Genomic DNA, 14,900 nt, shown 5'->3' with positions numbered 1-14,900 from the left:
CGGAGGCTAGCCACAGACGGTCGGCCGGCGACAACGAATTAACGCGCTGCCGCTGCTACTTGGTGACGGTGAAGTTCCGCAGTATCGACGCCGACAGCTCCGGATCGCCGTCCGCCTTGACCTTGTCCGACACCGAGTCGACGGTGACCCGCCCGCAGGCGAGCCGGACGTACGTCTCCCAGTCGAGGATCAGGGTCGCGGCGGGGCCGAGCGCGGGGGCGGTTTCGAGGGTGCCGCGGCCCTGGATGTCGACGCGGATCGTACGGAGGAACTCGATCGGGCCGTGCACGTCGAAGACGACCGCGGAACTGCGCGGGGCGCCCGAGTCGTCGGCGACGACCTTCGGAAGCGCGGCGAGGAGCACGTCACGGGCGATGTGCGCGCCGGGGGAGTCCAGGTTGCCGGGGCGGCCGAGGGCGGCGCGCAGGTCCTGCTCGTGCACCCAGATGTTGAACGCGTGGGTGCGCATGGACTCTTCGAGCGTGACCTCGGTGCTGACATGGCCGCGCACCCTCCGGTCGGGTTCTCGCGACTCGTTCCGCAGCTGCCGGTTGCGGCGGATGATCGTGTACTCCAGCTCCGACGTCATCTCCGGCGCCGTGTGGTGGCGGCGTACGTCGACCTGCATCTCCATGTAGCGCTGGTGCTCGTTGGTGACGTGGTAGAGGTCGCGCGGGAGGGTGTGGATGGGACGGGGGTCGCCGAGCATCTCGTTGTCCAGCCCGATGACATGGGAGACCACGTCACGCACCGACCAGCCCGGGCACGGCGTTCGCCGGTTCCACTCTCCCTCCACGAGCGGGGTGACCAGCTCGGATATCGCGTCGATGGAGTGGGTCCAGGCGTCGGCGTAGGGCTGGAGGGTGGGATGCAGACTCACGGAACGGGACCCCTCGGCGGTCGGTACAGGTCGGGTGGCGGGCGGCGTTGCCAGCGGGAGGTGGCTGTCGGCGGGTGTCTTGGAACGCTAAGTTACGCTGCTGTGAGGCACCCCGGCAGTGCTTTCGTGTGACGATCGTAGGCCCGTGTCAACGGCTCGAATGCCAGGACGGTGGTAGTGTGCGCGCCTCCCTCATCCAGATCGCCGTAGAAGAGGGCGAATCGGTCGAATCTCGTCGGGTTCGGATGGCGTCCCTCGTCCGCGAGCAGGCCGGTGCCGACCTCGTCGTCCTGCCGGAGCTGTGGACGACGGGTGCGTTCGCCTACGAGCGGTTCGCCGAGGAGGCGGAGCCGTTGGAAGGCCCGACCTACGAGGCGATGGCCAAGGCGGCGAGCGACGCGGGCGTGTGGCTGCACGCGGGCTCGATCCCCGAACGGGCTGCGTCTGACGGCGGCTCCGCCGCGGGGAACGGCCCCCTCTACAACACGTCCCTCGTCTTCTCCCCCTCCGGTGAACTGGCCGCCGCCTACCGCAAGATCCACCGCTTCGGCTTCGACAAGGGCGAGGCCGTGCTGATGGGCGCGGGCAGCGAGCTGGTGACGGTCCGTCTGCCCGAGACGGTCATCGGTCTTGCCACCTGCTACGACCTCCGTTTCCCCGAACTCTTCCGCGGTCTCGTCGACGCCGGCGCCGAGACCCTCGTCCTCCCCGCGGGCTGGCCCGAACGCCGCCGCTCCCACTGGACCCTGCTGGCACAGGCCCGCGCGGTCGAGAACCAGTCCTTCGTCCTCGCATGCGGAACGGCCGGCACCCACGCCGGAGTTCCCCAGGCCGGTCACTCGATCGTGGTCGACCCCTGGGGCGAGGTCCTCGCGGAGGCGGGCGCGGGCGAGGAGATCCTCACGGTGGACTTCGACCCCGCGAAGGTGTCGGTGACCCGGGAACAGTTCCCGGCGCTGAAGGACCGGGTACTGGGGCTGGAGCGTCCGCGCCGCACGCGGTGAGCGGCAGAACCGGGCGGACCCCGGCCGCACTCGGACGCGCCTTCCTGGCCCGGGACCGCTACGACACCGCGCCACGCGACTCCCGGTCGGCCGCCCGTCCCCGCACCGTACTGGCCACCGTGCTCGTCGAGTGGGGCCCCGTGACGGTGTTCGTCTGGCTCGTGGGCCGGGTGGCCGACGCCCCTCCCAGCTGGACGGCCAGCGCGGTTTTCGGCGCGCTGTTCGTCGTGGGCGGCTACTTCGGGGACCGCCTGAGGGAGCGCCGCCGGGCACGCGCTCGTGCCCGTACGGCCGCCGACCCCGAAGGGTCCTAGTCCTCCCGCTCCTTCTCCGCCAGGTGGATCACGCAGACCGCCACCGCGATCAGCAGCGCCGCGTCCGCGTCCTCGCGGACGATGTCGACGCCGTAGGTCTCCCGGATGTGCAGCCAGCGCCGGGAGATCTGCGCGAGCAGCTCACCGTCGTAGTCGACGCCGAACTCGCGGTCGAGGATCTTGCCGCTGACGTCGAGTTCGGTGCCGTCGACCAGGGACACCTTGTAGTGGTTGCGCAGCAGGGAGAACCGTTTGTGTCTGATGGTCGCCAGGGGCTCACCGTCCCGTTCGATGACCATCGTGTCGCGCAGGGCGAGCATCTTCTTGTGGATGTCGATGAGCACGCGCCCGTGCGTGTCCTTCAGCTCGAAGGTGTCCCGGATGCGCATGGCCTTGCCGTCGACCAGGAACACCTTGTTGCCGTTCTGGTCCTCGATCCAGTAATCCTCACCGAAGCCGAGGATCCGATCGCGTACGAGGAATCTCATGACATTACGGCTTCCCCGGCAGCCGGTCCGAAACGCCGACGATAGGCCGACGGGCTCAATCCGGTCTCCTTCCGCAGCCGTACCCGCAGGTTCGCCCCGGTGCCCAGACCGCACCTCGCCGCGACCACGTCGAGCCGTTCCTCCCCGCGCTCGATCAGCCTGCATGCCAGTGCCACACGCTCCCCGGTCAGCCAGGCGAGCGGCGTCGTCCCGAGCTGCGAACGGAAGCGCCGGTGCAGGGTCGCGGGGGAGACGGCCGCACGGGTGGCCAGCTCGGCCACCGTCAACGGCTCGCCCAGCCGTCCCTGCGCCCACGCGAGCAGCGGGGCGAGCGACTCGTCGGGCACATCGGGCAACGGCCGCTCCACGAACTGCCGTTGCCCGCCGTCCCGGTGGGCAGCGAAGACCAGTCTCCTGGACACCGCGTTGGCGATCTCGGCGCCATGGTCCCGCCGTACGACATGCAGCCCCAGGTCGAGCGCGGCGGCACTCCCGGAGGCGGTGAGGATGTCCCCGTCGTCCACGAAGAGGACGTCCGGTTCGAGCCGCACGCGCGGGTGCAGGGCGCGGAAACGGTCGGCCCACATCCAGTGGGTGGTCGCCCGGCGCCCGTCGAGCAACCCGGCCTCGGCGAGCGCGAAGCTCCCGGTGCACAGGCTCATGACACGCGCCCCGCGCGCGTGGGTGCGCCGAATGGCGTCGAGAACGGCGGCCCCGCGCGGTACGACGTTGTCGGGCCGGCCCGGTACGACGAGGGTGTCCGCCGTGTCCACCGCGTCGAGACCATGCGTACCGGTCACCGTAAAGAAGCCGTGGTTCATCCGCACCTCGCGCGTGGGCGTGCACACCAGCACCTCGTACAGCGGCCCGGGCAGCCCGAGTTCGGGCCGCGGCAGCCCGAACAGCTCGGTGGCGACGCCGACCTCGAAGGGATTGGTGCCCTCGTCGACGATCACGGCGACCCGATGAGGGTGGTGCGGGCGCTGAGAGGATCCTTGCGGCATGTGCGATTCCTAGCACTCGTGGGGCTGCCCGGCCACCCCCGACGATGACTCCATGACCACCACGGAGCCCGTCTCCCTCCCCGCCGCCCTGGCCTCTTTCACCGACCGCTGGAGCCCTCGCATCGTCACCACCGTCAACGACTACGACGTCCGCGTCGCCAAGGTCGAGGGCGAACATCTCTGGCACACCCACGACCACACCGACGAGTTCTTCCTGGTCCTGGACGGCGAACTGCACATCGCCCTAAGGGAGTCAGCGGGCGAGCGCACGGTCGTCCTCCCCAAGGGCTCCGTCTTCACGGTCCCGCGCGGCACGGAGCACAAGCCCTACGCCCCCGTCCCGTCCGAGATCCTCGTCCTCGAACCGACCGGCACCCTCACGGTCGGCGACCACCACGAGGAGATCCCGGCCCACGTGGACGCGACGACGGGTCACACCCTGAACTGACCCTTTACTGAGGTCAGTAGTGCGTTCAGGGCTGTGCGGGCGGGCGAGAGGATCGTGCCCGGGGTGTCACTCTCACGGAGGTGCAGAGTGGTGGGGGTGGTGGCTATCTCCAGACAGCTGGTTTCGACGTTTCCTCCGGAGTACGACGACTTCTGCCAGTGGAGGGCTTGGGGCACGGGTGTTCCTTCAGAATTCCTGGGCGATACGGCGGATGAGGTCGAGGGAAGCCTCCTGCGGGAGAGCTGCCTTGTCGATGTTCTCGCCCCAGGTTCGGTAGCGGCTCAGCCGCACTGGGGCATCGATGAACTCGGCGCCATGGGGCGCGTCGATCTGCACGGTGTCGAGTTGGGGAATGGCGCCGCCAACGTACTGCATGGAAAATTCCGCCCCCGCGAACCCCTCGGCCGCGAACGGGATGACCCGAAGAGTGACCGACTTCCAGTCGGATGCCTCAAGAAGGTGGTCGAGTTGGGCGCGGGCTACCTTGGAGCCACCCACACGCATCCGTAGTGCGGCTTCGTGGACGATCACGTCGTAGGGCGTCCCCAAAGCGATGACCTGCTGACGGCGCATCCGGAACGCGACACGGGTCTCGCACTCTTCCTCCGTGAGGCTCGGCGCGGCGAACATCGAGACTGCGCGTACATGTTCCTCGGTCTGTAGAACTCCCGGGATGTGCACCATGTGGAACACGCGGACGTACAAGGCGTGGTGCTCCAACTCGGCGAGGTCGAGCGCCTTGGGCGGCAGCACGCCGCGGTACTCCTCCCACCAGCCCTTGGACCGCGGCGCCGCCATCTCGACCAATGCGTCGATGAGTTGGCCGTCGTCGCATTTGTAGAACCTGGCAAGTCCGCGCAGCCGCTGCTCGCCGATTCCGAACCGGCCGGATTCGATGTGGCTGATCTGGGTCTGGTTCACGCCGAGGAAAGCGGCGGCGTCCCGCGACTCAATGCCCGTCGCCTCGCGCAGCTTGCGTAGTTCAGTGCCGAGTCGCCCTTGGCGTGCGGTGGGGTTCGCCCTCGGCGGCATGGAGGTCTCCTCGTTCGTCGTACTTTCCTGGAACGGTTGATGCGTATCAGGCTGAGTCGCTATGGTCGTAACGTACCTCACGGAGGGTGCCAATACGGTCACCCATCCGCAACTCCCGCACGCCCACCGCCCGTTGGAAGCGCCACCCCGGCCGTCGACACCGGGGCGCCGGACAGCAACGAGCCCAGGCGCGCACAAACCCCCCTCATCTCAACGGAGTTGATGTCCCATGCCCTCGTACACCCTCATCTGTCCACCCCTCGACACCTCTCCGCACATCGCCCGCGACTTCGTCGCCACCGTTCTGCGCACGCTGGAGCTGGACCGCGCCCTGGTCGACGACGCGATCCTCTGCACCTCGGAACTCGTCACCAACGCCTGCGTGCACGCTAAGGGCGGTGACGGTGCTGTGGCTGGCGGTGGAGGAGGGGCGGTTGCGGGTCGTGGTGTACGACGGGGACGAGAACCCGCCGGTGATAAGGGAGTTGACGGCTGAACCGGGTGAGCGAGGCGGTGGCAGGGGCTTGTATTTGGTGGACGCCCTCACCGAAGGCTGCTGGGGTCACGGCCCGGACATCCCGTACGGCGGGCAACCGCACCCGGAGGGCAAGGGGGTGTGGTTCGACCTGCCCGCAGAGCTGGCCGGCCGTGGCCTCCCGACCGGCGACGCTTGCGTTCTGCCCGCTAATTCCGTTGAGCCCGCACTCCGCAATCGTGTTGGCTGGCGGCACCGGACTCTCAGTACCGCAGGTGTCCGCTCGGCAGTGGCAGGGAGTTGAACGTGCAGGACAGTGGTGTCGACCCCGTTGCCCACAATCGGGCAGCCTGGGACAAGTACGTCCAAGAGGGCAACGAGTGGTCGAGGCCGGTGAGTGCTGAGGACGTCGAGCGCGCCCGCAGGGGTGACTGGTCGATCGTTCTCGTCGGGCATGAGCCGGTCGACCGCTCCTGGCTGCCGGCGGACCTGACCGGCAAGGACGTGTTGTGCCTGGCCTCCGGCGGCGGCCAGCAGGGTCCGATCCTCGCCGCCGCGGGCGCGAGGGTCACCGTATTCGACAACTCACCCCGCCAACTCGGCCAGGACCAGATGGTGGCCGTGCGCGACGGACTCGAACTGCGCACCGTCCTGGGCGACATGCGCGACCTCGGCGCCTTCGGCGACGCGACATTCGACGTCGTGTTCCATCCGGTCTCCAACCTGTTCGTACCGGACCTGGCACCGGTGTGGCGCGAGTGCTTCCGCGTCCTGCGACCGGGCGGAACTCTGCTCGTGGGCTTCCTCAACCCTGATGTGTACTTGTTCGACCACGAGGCGCTCGACGAGCGCGGCGAGCTGATCGTCGTGCACAAGCTGCCTTACAGCGATGTCACGCAGTACTCCGCCGAGGAGCGCGTCACGAAGTTCGGCGCGGATGCCGCTCTTGAATACAGCCACACCCTCACCGGCCAGATCGGCGGGCAACTCGCCGCGGGGTTCGTCCTCACCGCCTTCGCGGAAGCGCCGCACCAGTCCGACGCGTCCGCTCAATACATGTCGCACTATTTCGCGACGCTGGCGGTCAAGCCGGGCTGACCCGGCCGCGGAGCCGGCCGCGACGGCCGTGTCGTAGGGCGAGCCGGCGGTGGCACCCTTGATCCATGACCGACGCATCCCCGGCACCCGCTCCCCGACGAGCCCGCGTCCGCGCCCCCCAGCTCACCGGCAAGGGCGGCTGGCTGAACACGGGCGAGAAGCAGTACACCCTTACTGACCTGCGGGGACGCATCGTCATCCTGGACTTCTGGACCTTCTGCTGCATCAACTGCCTGCACGTCCTGGACGAACTCCGTGAGCTGGAGGAGAAGCACCGGGACACGGTCGTGATCATCGGCGTGCACTCGCCGAAGTTCGTGCACGAGGCCGAGCACCAGGCGGTCGTGGACGCGGTCGAGCGGTACGGCGTCGAGCATCCGGTGCTGGACGACCCGGAGTTGGCGACCTGGAAGCAGTACGCCGTGCGCGCGTGGCCGACGCTCGTCGTGATCGACCCGGAGGGCTACGTCGTCGCGCAGCACGCGGGCGAGGGGCACGCGCACGCCATCGAGCGGCTGGTGGAGGAGTTGGAGACCGAGCACGCCGCGAAGGGCACCCTCCGGCGCGGCGACGGCCCGTACGTGGCGCCGGAACCGGAGCCGACGGTGCTGCGCTTCCCGGGCAAGGCGCTGGCCCTGCCGTCCGGCACCTTCCTGGTCAGCGACACCACCCGGCACCAACTCGTCGAGCTGGCCGCGGACGGGGAGACGGTCGTACGGCGGATCGGTTCCGGCGCGCGCGGCCTGCACGACGGTCCGGCCGACTCCGCCACCTTCAACGAACCCCAGGGCCTCGCCCTCCTCGACGACGGCTCCGTCGTCGTCGCCGACACCGTGAACCACGCGCTACGGCGGATCGACCTCACCACCGGCGCCGTCACCACCCTCGCGGGCACCGGCCGTCAGTGGATGCAGGGCGAGCCCACCTCGGGCCCCGCCCGCGAGGTCAGCCTCTCCTCCCCCTGGGACGTGGCCCGGTGGCAGGGCAAGGTGTGGATCGCCATGGCCGGCGTGCATCAACTCTGGGCGTACGACCCCGCCGCAGGCTCCACCGGCCCCACCCACTCCGCCGGCCCCACCCACCCCGCCGAAGCCACCGTCGCCGTCACCGCCGGTACCACCAACGAAGGGCTCGTCGACGGACCCGGCCCCGAGGCCTGGTTCGCCCAGCCCTCCGGACTCGCCGCGACCGCCGACCGGCTGTGGCTGGCCGACTCCGAGACGTCTGCCCTGCGCTGGGTGGACCTCGACGGGGCTGTCCACACCGCCGTCGGCACCGGTCTCTTCGACTTCGGGCATCGTGACGGACCGGCCGAACAGGCGCTGCTCCAGCACCCGTTGGGCGTCACCGCGCTCCCGGACGGCTCGGTCGCGATCAGCGACACGTACAACCACGCCCTGCGCCGCTACGACCCCGCGACCGGCGAAGTCACCACGCTGGCCACGGACTTGAGGGAGCCGAGCGACGCCGTGCTCGTCGGTGACGAGATCCTGGTCGTCGAGTCGGCCCGGCACCGGCTGACCCGGCTGCGCCTGCCGGAGGAGGCCGTGCGGGTCGAGTCCGTCGCCCATCGCACCCGGCGCGCGGCCACCGAAGTCGCCCCCGGCGAGCTGAAGTTGGACGTCATCTTCCAGGCCCCGGCCGGGCAGAAGCTCGACACCCGCTACGGCCCCTCGACCCGGCTGCTCGTCTCCGCGACCCCGCCCGAGCTGCTCGTCGGCGGTGAGGGTGCGGGCACGGACCTGAACCGCACCCTGGCCCTCAACCCGGCCGTACCGGAAGGCGTGTTGCACGTGTCCGCGATGGCCGCCTCCTGCGATGACGACCCGGCCAACGAGTACCCCGCCTGCCATGTCCACCAGCAGGACTGGGGCGTCCCGGTCCGCCTCACCGAGGGCGGGGCGGACCGGCTCCCCCTCGTGCTGGCCGGCATGGACGACCGGGACGCCTGAGAAGGGCCCGGGGCTGCCTCTCCCCGGGCCCTCAACTGCACGAAGTCTTCACGAGGTTCACACAACCGCACCATGCGTACCGCGTCACGGATTGCTCACGGTTGGCTGTGTATGTCCTGTGCGGGCGATTCGGTCCGAGTGCGGGGTACGCCCACGTATCCACCGCCGAAGGATCCGGTTGGGCGGGGCTCAGCCGCCGTAGCCACCGCGGTAGCCGCGCGTCTCGTCGTCCTCGACGACGGTCGTCCGACCCGGTATCACCACGCGTCGGCGCCGGGCCATGCTGCTGAACGTCACGACCCCGATCAGCCCGACGACCATGAGGATGACGCCGACCAGGTCGAGATTGACCCCCTGCATGTGCCAGTCGGTCGCGAACGTGAGGATCGCGCCGACGGCGATGAGGATGATGCATCCGCCCAGGCCCATGAGTGTTGCCTCCCTGTCCGGTCCGGTCGGCCCGGTCCGCCTCCGGGTACCCGGGAAGGCAACACCCATGCGCCAGGCGGGAGTTGGCTAACCCTCCAGGAACGCCGTCAGCGCGTTGGCCAGCAGGAACGGGTCGCGGTCGCCGCAGAGTTCGCGGGCGCTGTGCATCGAGAGGATCGCCACGCCGATGTCGACGGTCTTGATGCCGTGCCGGGCCGCGGTGATCGGGCCGATCGTCGTGCCGCAGGGCATGGAGTTGTTGGAGACGAAGGTCTGGAAGGGCACGCCGGCCTTCTCACAGGCGGCGGCGAACACCGCGCGGCCCGAACCGTCCGTGGCGTAGCGGTTGTTGACGTTGACCTTGAGGATCGGTCCGCCGTTGACCCGCGGGTGGTGCGTCGGGTCGTGCCGCTCCGCGTAGTTCGGGTGCACCGCGTGACCGGTGTCGGAGGACAGGCAGACGGTCCCGGCGAAGGCCCGCGCCCGGTCCTCGTACGACCCGCCGCGCGCGAACACCGAGCGCTCAAGTACCCCGCCGAGCAGCGGCCCGTCCGCGCCCGTGTCGGACTGCGAGCCGTTCTCCTCGTGGTCGAAACCGGCGAGCACGGGGATGTACGGCAGGTCCTCGCGGGCGGCGGCGGAGGCGAGCGCGGCCACGCCGGCGTGCAGCGACAGCAGGTTGTCCATGCGCGGACCGGCCACCAGGTCCTGGTCGCGGCCCAGGTAGGCGGGTGCCTCCACGGAGTGCGTCATCAGGTCCCAGCCGGTGACCTCGCCCGGCGCGAGCCCCGACTCCTCCTCCAGGAAGGCGATCAGGTCGCCGTCGTGGACGTCGTCGCCGAGGCCCCAGATCGGCTGGAGGTGCCGCTGCTTGTCCAGCTTGAGCCCGTCCGCCGACACGGAACGGTCCAGGTGGATGGCGAGTTGGGGCACCCTGAGCAGCGGCCGGTCCACGTTCACCAGGCGGGTCGAACCGTCCCGAAGGGTCAGCCGGCCGGCCAGGCCGAGATCCCGGTCGAGCCAGGAGTTGAGCAGCGGTCCGCCGTAGATCTCGACGGCGACCTGGCGGAAGCCGTGCGCGCCGGTGTCGGGACGCGGCTTGACCCGCAGGTTCGGGGAGTCGGTGTGCGCGCCGACGATGCGGAAGGGGGTGTGGGGGGCCGCACCTTCGGGGACGAACCAGGCCACGATCGCGCCACCGCGCAGCACGTACTTGCCGCCGCTCGTGCCGTCCCAGGCGTCCGTCTCGGCGACCTGCCTGAAGCCTGCCTTCTCCAGCCGCTCGGCGGTGTTCGCCACGGCGTGGTACGGCGTGGGACTCGCCGCCAGGAAGGTCAACAGGTCGTCGGTGTGGCCGCGGTCGAAGCGGGATGGTTCGCTCATGGGATTCACCTTAACGACGTACGAGGGCCCGCCCCCGGCGTCGGGAGCGGGCCCTCACAAGGGCGATGTGGGGATTCGCGAAGCTGTACCGGTGTTGTCCTGGAACGTGTTCCGCGGTCGCCTAGAAGGCTGCCTCGTCCAGCTCCATCAGGTCCAGTTCTACGCCCTCGGCGACCTTGCGGGCCAGGGTGAGGCCCGGCAGAACGTTGGCCGCGAAGAACTTCGCAGCCGCGATCTTGCCCGTGTAGAAGGGCTTGTCCTTCGCGGAGGCCGTCTCCAGCTTCTCGGTGGCGATCGCCGCGCCCTTGAGGAGCAGGTAGCCGACGACGACGTCGCCGGAGGCGAGCAGCAGGCGGGTGGTGTTGAGGCCCACCTTGTAGATGTTCTTGACGTCCTGCTCGGTCGCCGCGAGGTCGGTGAGCATCAGGCCGACGATGGCCTCCAGCTCGACGGCCGCCTTGGCGAGGTGCTCGCGGGCGCCCGCCAGGTCCTCGCCGCCCGTGCCCAGCGCGAGGAACTTCTTGATGTCCTCGGCGAGGGAGTTGAGGGCCGCGCCCTGGTTGCGGACGATCTTCCGGAAGAAGAAGTCCTGGCCCTGGATCGCGGTGGTGCCCTCGTACAGGGTGTCGATCTTGGCGTCCCGGATGTACTGCTCGATCGGGTACTCCTGGAGGAACCCGGAGCCGCCGAAGGTCTGCAGCGACTGCGCGAGCTGCTCGTAGCCCTTCTCGGAGCCGTAGCCCTTGACGATCGGCAGGAGGAGGTCGTTGAGCGCGTGCTCGGTGGACGTGTCCTCGCCCTCGGCCTCCTTGACGGCGATCGCGTCCTGGATCGACGCGGTGTACAGCACCAGGGCGCGCATGCCCTCGGCGTACGCCTTCTGCGTCATCAGCGAGCGGCGCACGTCCGGGTGGTGCGTGATGGTGACCTTGGGCGCGGCCTTGTCGCCGAAGGCCGCGAGGTCGGGACCCTGGACGCGCTCCTTGGCGTACTCAAGGGCGTTGAGGTACCCGGTCGACAGCGTCGAGATGGCCTTCGTACCGACCATCATGCGAGCGAACTCAATAATGCGGAACATCTGCCGGATGCCGTCGTGCTTGTCGCCGATCAGCCAGCCCTTGGCGGGGTGCCGGTCGCCGAAGGTCATCTCGCAGGTGTTGGACGCCTTGAGGCCCATCTTGTGCTCGACGTTCGTGGCGTAGACGCCGTTGCGCTCGCCCAGCTCGCCGGTCTCGACGTCGAAGAGGAACTTCGGCACGAGGAAGAGGGAGAGCCCCTTGGTGCCGGGGCCGTGGCCCTCCGGCCGAGCCAGCACGTAGTGAAGGATGTTCTCCTCCATGTCGTGCTCACCGGACGTGATGAAGCGCTTGACGCCCTCGATGTGCCAGGAGCCGTCGTCCTGCTGGACGGCCTTGGTCCGCCCCGCGCCGACATCCGAACCGGCGTCGGGCTCGGTCAGCACCATGGTGGACCCCCAGGTCCGCTCCACCGCGAGCTGCGCGATCTTCTTCTGTACGTCGTTGCCCTCGTCGTAGAGGATCCCGGCGAAGGCCGGCCCGGAGCAGTACATCCACACGGCCGGGTTCGCGCCGAGGATCAGCTCCGCGTACGACCAGATCAGGGAGGGCGGAGCCGTCGTACCGCCGATGGCCTCGGGCAGCCCCAGCCGCCAGTACTCCGACTCCATGAAGGCTTTGTAGCTCTTCTTGAAGGAGGCGGGCACCGGCGCGGTGTTCGTCTCCGGGTCGAAGACCGGCGGGTTGCGGTCGGCGTCGGCGAAGGACTCCGCCAGCTCGTTCTCCGCGAGCCGGGTCAGCTCCGCCAGGACGCTCTTCGCGGTGTCCGTGTCCATCTCCGCGAACGGACCGGTTCCGTACAGCTTGTCGCGCCCGAGGACCTCGAAGAGGTTGAACTCGATGTCGCGGAGATTCGACTTGTAGTGCCCCATGGCGACGACTCCGTAGAAAGATCCGTAGAGAGATATGTACGTCGAGACTGGTACGACGAGACGTGTACTAAGCAGTAGCTACGATGATGCTACCCGTCGGTAATAAGACGCAACCCCAAGCCGTCCATCTGTGACTCGTTACTCTTGCGGGCATGTACGGCTACGACCAGAACGTGGGCGCTCAGCAGGGGTACGTCCCGCCCCAGCAGCAGATGGCCGGCGGCGTGGGCGGCTACGGCCAGCAGCCGCCGCTCTACCCCGAGCCGTCCCCGCCCTCGCTCGCGGACGCGGTGCGCGCGTTCACCACCGGGCAGATGGCGGCCGAGGACTTCCAGCAGGTCTTCGCGACCTCCAAGGTGTACTGCCCGCGCGGCGACAACCCGGGCTTCCTCGCCCTCCACAACACCCAGCAGCCGGTGATCCCGATGTTCACCTCGCTCAAGGAACTGCGCCGCTATGCCGGCAAGGAGTCCAAGTACTTCGTGATCACCGGCGCCGAGGTCATCGACCTGCTGCCGACGGGCTACGGCTTCGTCGTCGACATGGAGGGCGAGCACCGGATGGTGTTCGACGCGAAGGCGGTCGAGCAGATGGTGGAGTTCGCGATGCGCAGGATGTACGGCTGAGCACTCATGGTGTGCGGCTGAGCGCTCACGATGTACGGCTGACGTCCATCGCCCCGTCGCCCCCATCACCCCGTCACACGGAACGCCCGGAGGGAATGCCCTCCGGGCTTCTTCTGTTGTGGGGTAGCAGAAAGTTCAACGCTCAACTAAACTCGACGCACAAGGAGGTCCCGACATGCCTGCAGTGACCGTAGAGAACCCGCTGACCCTGCCCCGCGTGGCCGCGCCGGCCGACGCCGTGGCACGTCCCGTGCTCGCCGTCTCGACCGCGCCCAGCGGTTTCGAGGGTGAGGGCTTCCCGGTGCGCCGCGCGTTCGCCGGGATCAACTACCGCCACCTCGACCCGTTCATCATGATGGACCAGATGGGCGAGGTGGAGTACGCGCCGGGCGAGCCCAAGGGCACCCCGTGGCACCCGCACCGCGGCTTCGAGACCGTCACCTACATCATCGACGGCGTCTTCGACCACCAGGACTCCAACGGCGGCGGCGGCACCATCACCAACGGCGACACCCAGTGGATGACGGCGGGCGCGGGCCTGCTGCACATCGAGGCGCCGCCGGAGTCGCTCGTCGTGTCCGGCGGGCTCTTCCACGGCCTGCAGCTGTGGGTGAACCTCCCGGCCAAGGACAAGATGATGCCCCCGCGCTACCAGGACATCCGCGGCGGCCAGGTCCAGCTGCTCACCACCCCCGACGGCGGCGCGCTCCTGCGCGTCATCGCCGGTGAGCTGGACGGCCACCAGGGTCCCGGCATCACGCACACGCCCATCACGATGATCCACGCGACGGTGGCCCCGGGTGCGGAGGTCACGCTGCCCTGGCGCGAGGACTTCAACGGTGTCGCGTACGTCCTGGCGGGCAAGGGCTCGGTCGGTGCGGAGCGGCGCGCGATCCACATGGGCCAGACCGCGGTCTTCGGCGCGGGTTCGTCCCTGACGGTCCGCGCGGACGAGCAGCAGGACGGGAACACCCCGGACCTGGAGGTCGCGATCCTCGGCGGCCAGCCGATCCGCGAGCCGATGGCGCACTACGGCCCGTTCGTCATGAACACCCGCGAGGAGCTCCAGCAGGCGTTCGAGGACTTCCAGAAGGGCCGGCTGGGGACGATCCCGGCCGTGCACGGGATGGGTGAGGGCGGCCTGTAAGCCGCACCGGAGCGGAAGTAACCGGAGCAGAAGTACCCGAAGCCCCGTCCAGGTCTGGACGGGGCTTCGGGCTTGCCGGGCTTGTCGGCTTGGTTCCCGGGTCGGTCGGTGCTCGGATCCATGTCGAGAACGTGCGACCGGCTCCGTCCCAGGGGCATCAGCGGTAGCGCGGGGAAGCCCCGGGCGCGGGGAAGCCCCGGGAAAAAGGGAGTGGATCAGCATGGCGATTCAACGCATGGACAACGTGGGCATCGTCGTCGACGACATGGACGCCGCCATCGCGTTCTTCGTGGAACTCGGTATGGAGCTGGAGGGCAGGGGGGAGGTCCAGGGCCCCTTCGCGGACCAGTGCACCGGGCTCGACGGCGTCCACTGCGACATCGCGATGGTCCGGACCCCGGACGGCCACAGCCGCCTGGAACTGGCGAAGTACCGCACCCCCGAGGCGACCGGCGCCGGTCCGCGCGACCGGCCGCACAACATCCTGGGCACCCACCGCGTCATGTTCGCCGTCGACGACATCGAGGACACGGTCGCCCGCCTGCGCCCGCACGGCGCCGAACTCCTCGGCGGGATCGCCCGGTCCGAGGACAGCTATCTCCTCTGCTACGTCCGCGGGCCGGAGGGATCATCGTCGGCCTGGCGGAGCAGTTGGGGTGAGGCTCACACGTC

At 69.2% G+C, this 14,900-nt stretch carries 16 protein-coding genes and 1 pseudogene; 9 read left to right on the top strand and 8 right to left on the bottom strand.

Annotated features, from left to right (window positions below; genetic code table 11):
- Positions 1 to 55: 55 nt before the first annotated feature.
- Complete coding sequence (locus OG407_RS25995; RefSeq protein ID WP_405861654.1) at positions 56 to 880, bottom strand: maleylpyruvate isomerase family mycothiol-dependent enzyme; 825 nt, start codon at positions 878 to 880, stop codon at positions 56 to 58.
- Between the two features lie 179 nt (positions 881 to 1,059).
- On the opposite strand from OG407_RS25995, the gene OG407_RS25990 reads away from it, so the two are divergent.
- Together OG407_RS25990 and OG407_RS25985 are read left to right on the top strand one after the other, a co-directional pair.
- Entirely contained in the window at positions 1,060 to 1,884 is an 825-nt protein-coding gene (locus OG407_RS25990) for a carbon-nitrogen family hydrolase (RefSeq protein WP_405861652.1), read from the top strand.
- A complete protein-coding gene (locus OG407_RS25985) occupies positions 1,881 to 2,198 on the top strand; it encodes a hypothetical protein (protein WP_405861650.1) in 318 nt (105 codons plus the stop codon). Before OG407_RS25990 ends, OG407_RS25985 begins: the two co-directional genes overlap by 4 nt.
- Here OG407_RS25985 and OG407_RS25980 read toward each other — a convergent pair.
- On the bottom strand, positions 2,195 to 2,686 hold the full coding sequence (locus OG407_RS25980) for an LURP-one-related family protein (RefSeq protein WP_327402723.1): 492 nt from the start codon (positions 2,684 to 2,686) through the stop codon (positions 2,195 to 2,197). The genes OG407_RS25985 and OG407_RS25980 overlap by 4 nt on opposite strands.
- On the bottom strand, positions 2,683 to 3,690 hold the full coding sequence (locus OG407_RS25975; protein ID WP_405861648.1) for a GlxA family transcriptional regulator: 1,008 nt from the start codon (positions 3,688 to 3,690) through the stop codon (positions 2,683 to 2,685). Before OG407_RS25975 ends, OG407_RS25980 begins: the two co-directional genes overlap by 4 nt.
- 52 nt (positions 3,691 to 3,742) lie before the next feature.
- Here OG407_RS25975 and OG407_RS25970 point away from each other — a divergent pair, with 52 nt between their 5' ends.
- On the top strand, positions 3,743 to 4,138 hold the full coding sequence (locus OG407_RS25970; protein ID WP_405861646.1) for a cupin domain-containing protein: 396 nt from the start codon (positions 3,743 to 3,745) through the stop codon (positions 4,136 to 4,138).
- Here OG407_RS25970 and OG407_RS25965 read toward each other — a convergent pair.
- Both OG407_RS25965 and OG407_RS25960 read right to left on the bottom strand, forming a co-directional pair.
- Positions 4,123 to 4,314, bottom strand: a complete 192-nt coding sequence (locus tag OG407_RS25965; RefSeq protein ID WP_405861644.1) for a DUF397 domain-containing protein — start codon at positions 4,312 to 4,314, stop codon at positions 4,123 to 4,125. The two genes, OG407_RS25970 and OG407_RS25965, sit on opposite strands and share 16 nt — an antisense overlap.
- A 10-nt stretch (positions 4,315 to 4,324) precedes the next feature.
- Positions 4,325 to 5,170, bottom strand: coding sequence for a helix-turn-helix domain-containing protein (locus OG407_RS25960; protein WP_405861642.1), 846 nt, complete (start codon positions 5,168 to 5,170; stop codon positions 4,325 to 4,327).
- Positions 5,171 to 5,399: 229 nt separating this feature from the next.
- Here OG407_RS25960 and OG407_RS25955 point away from each other — a divergent pair, with 229 nt between their 5' ends.
- From OG407_RS25955 to OG407_RS25945, 3 genes are all read left to right on the top strand, one after another.
- Positions 5,400 to 5,666 carry an ATP-binding protein gene (locus OG407_RS25955; protein ID WP_405861640.1) on the top strand — a complete coding sequence of 89 codons (267 nt, stop codon included), beginning with the start codon at positions 5,400 to 5,402 and terminating at the stop codon, positions 5,664 to 5,666.
- A gap of 285 nt (positions 5,667 to 5,951) precedes the next feature.
- Positions 5,952 to 6,743, top strand: coding sequence for a class I SAM-dependent methyltransferase (locus OG407_RS25950; RefSeq protein WP_405861638.1), 792 nt, complete (start codon positions 5,952 to 5,954; stop codon positions 6,741 to 6,743).
- Positions 6,744 to 6,808: 65 nt separating this feature from the next.
- On the top strand, positions 6,809 to 8,695 hold the full coding sequence (locus OG407_RS25945) for an NHL domain-containing thioredoxin family protein (protein ID WP_405861636.1): 1,887 nt from the start codon (positions 6,809 to 6,811) through the stop codon (positions 8,693 to 8,695).
- 189 nt (positions 8,696 to 8,884) lie between these two features.
- Here the strand turns inward: OG407_RS25945 and OG407_RS25940 are convergent, their stop codons facing one another.
- The 3 genes from OG407_RS25940 to OG407_RS25930 all read right to left on the bottom strand — a co-directional run bounded on the left by OG407_RS25940 (position 8,885) and on the right by OG407_RS25930 (position 12,455).
- The gene (locus tag OG407_RS25940; RefSeq protein ID WP_405861634.1) at positions 8,885 to 9,124 is read right to left on the bottom strand and encodes a DUF6458 family protein; all 240 of its coding nucleotides are present in this window, start codon (positions 9,122 to 9,124) and stop codon (positions 8,885 to 8,887) included.
- An 87-nt stretch (positions 9,125 to 9,211) separates the two neighbouring features.
- Positions 9,212 to 10,507, bottom strand: coding sequence for a M18 family aminopeptidase (locus OG407_RS25935; protein ID WP_403589385.1), 1,296 nt, complete (start codon positions 10,505 to 10,507; stop codon positions 9,212 to 9,214).
- A 121-nt stretch (positions 10,508 to 10,628) separates the two neighbouring features.
- Positions 10,629 to 12,455 (bottom strand): acyl-CoA dehydrogenase, encoded by a 1,827-nt coding sequence (locus OG407_RS25930; protein WP_405861632.1) that lies wholly within the window; start codon positions 12,453 to 12,455, stop codon positions 10,629 to 10,631.
- Between the two features lie 152 nt (positions 12,456 to 12,607).
- Here OG407_RS25930 and OG407_RS25925 point away from each other — a divergent pair, with 152 nt between their 5' ends.
- The 3 genes and pseudogenes from OG407_RS25925 (at position 12,608) to OG407_RS25915 (ending at position 14,888) form a co-directional block, all read left to right on the top strand.
- Entirely contained in the window at positions 12,608 to 13,081 is a 474-nt protein-coding gene (locus tag OG407_RS25925) for an SseB family protein (protein ID WP_019073480.1), read from the top strand.
- A 175-nt stretch (positions 13,082 to 13,256) separates the two neighbouring features.
- Complete coding sequence (locus tag OG407_RS25920; RefSeq protein WP_078622785.1) at positions 13,257 to 14,228, top strand: pirin family protein; 972 nt, start codon at positions 13,257 to 13,259, stop codon at positions 14,226 to 14,228.
- Positions 14,229 to 14,448: 220 nt separating this feature from the next.
- Positions 14,449 to 14,888: pseudogene (locus OG407_RS25915) on the top strand (VOC family protein).
- The last annotated feature ends 12 nt before the right edge of the window (positions 14,889 to 14,900 follow it).

The sequence above is a fragment of the Streptomyces sp. NBC_01515 genome (assembly GCF_045040345.1).
Classification (GTDB): Bacteria; Actinomycetota; Actinomycetes; order Streptomycetales; family Streptomycetaceae; genus Streptomyces.
This window is presented reverse-complemented; position numbering and strand designations above follow the sequence as displayed.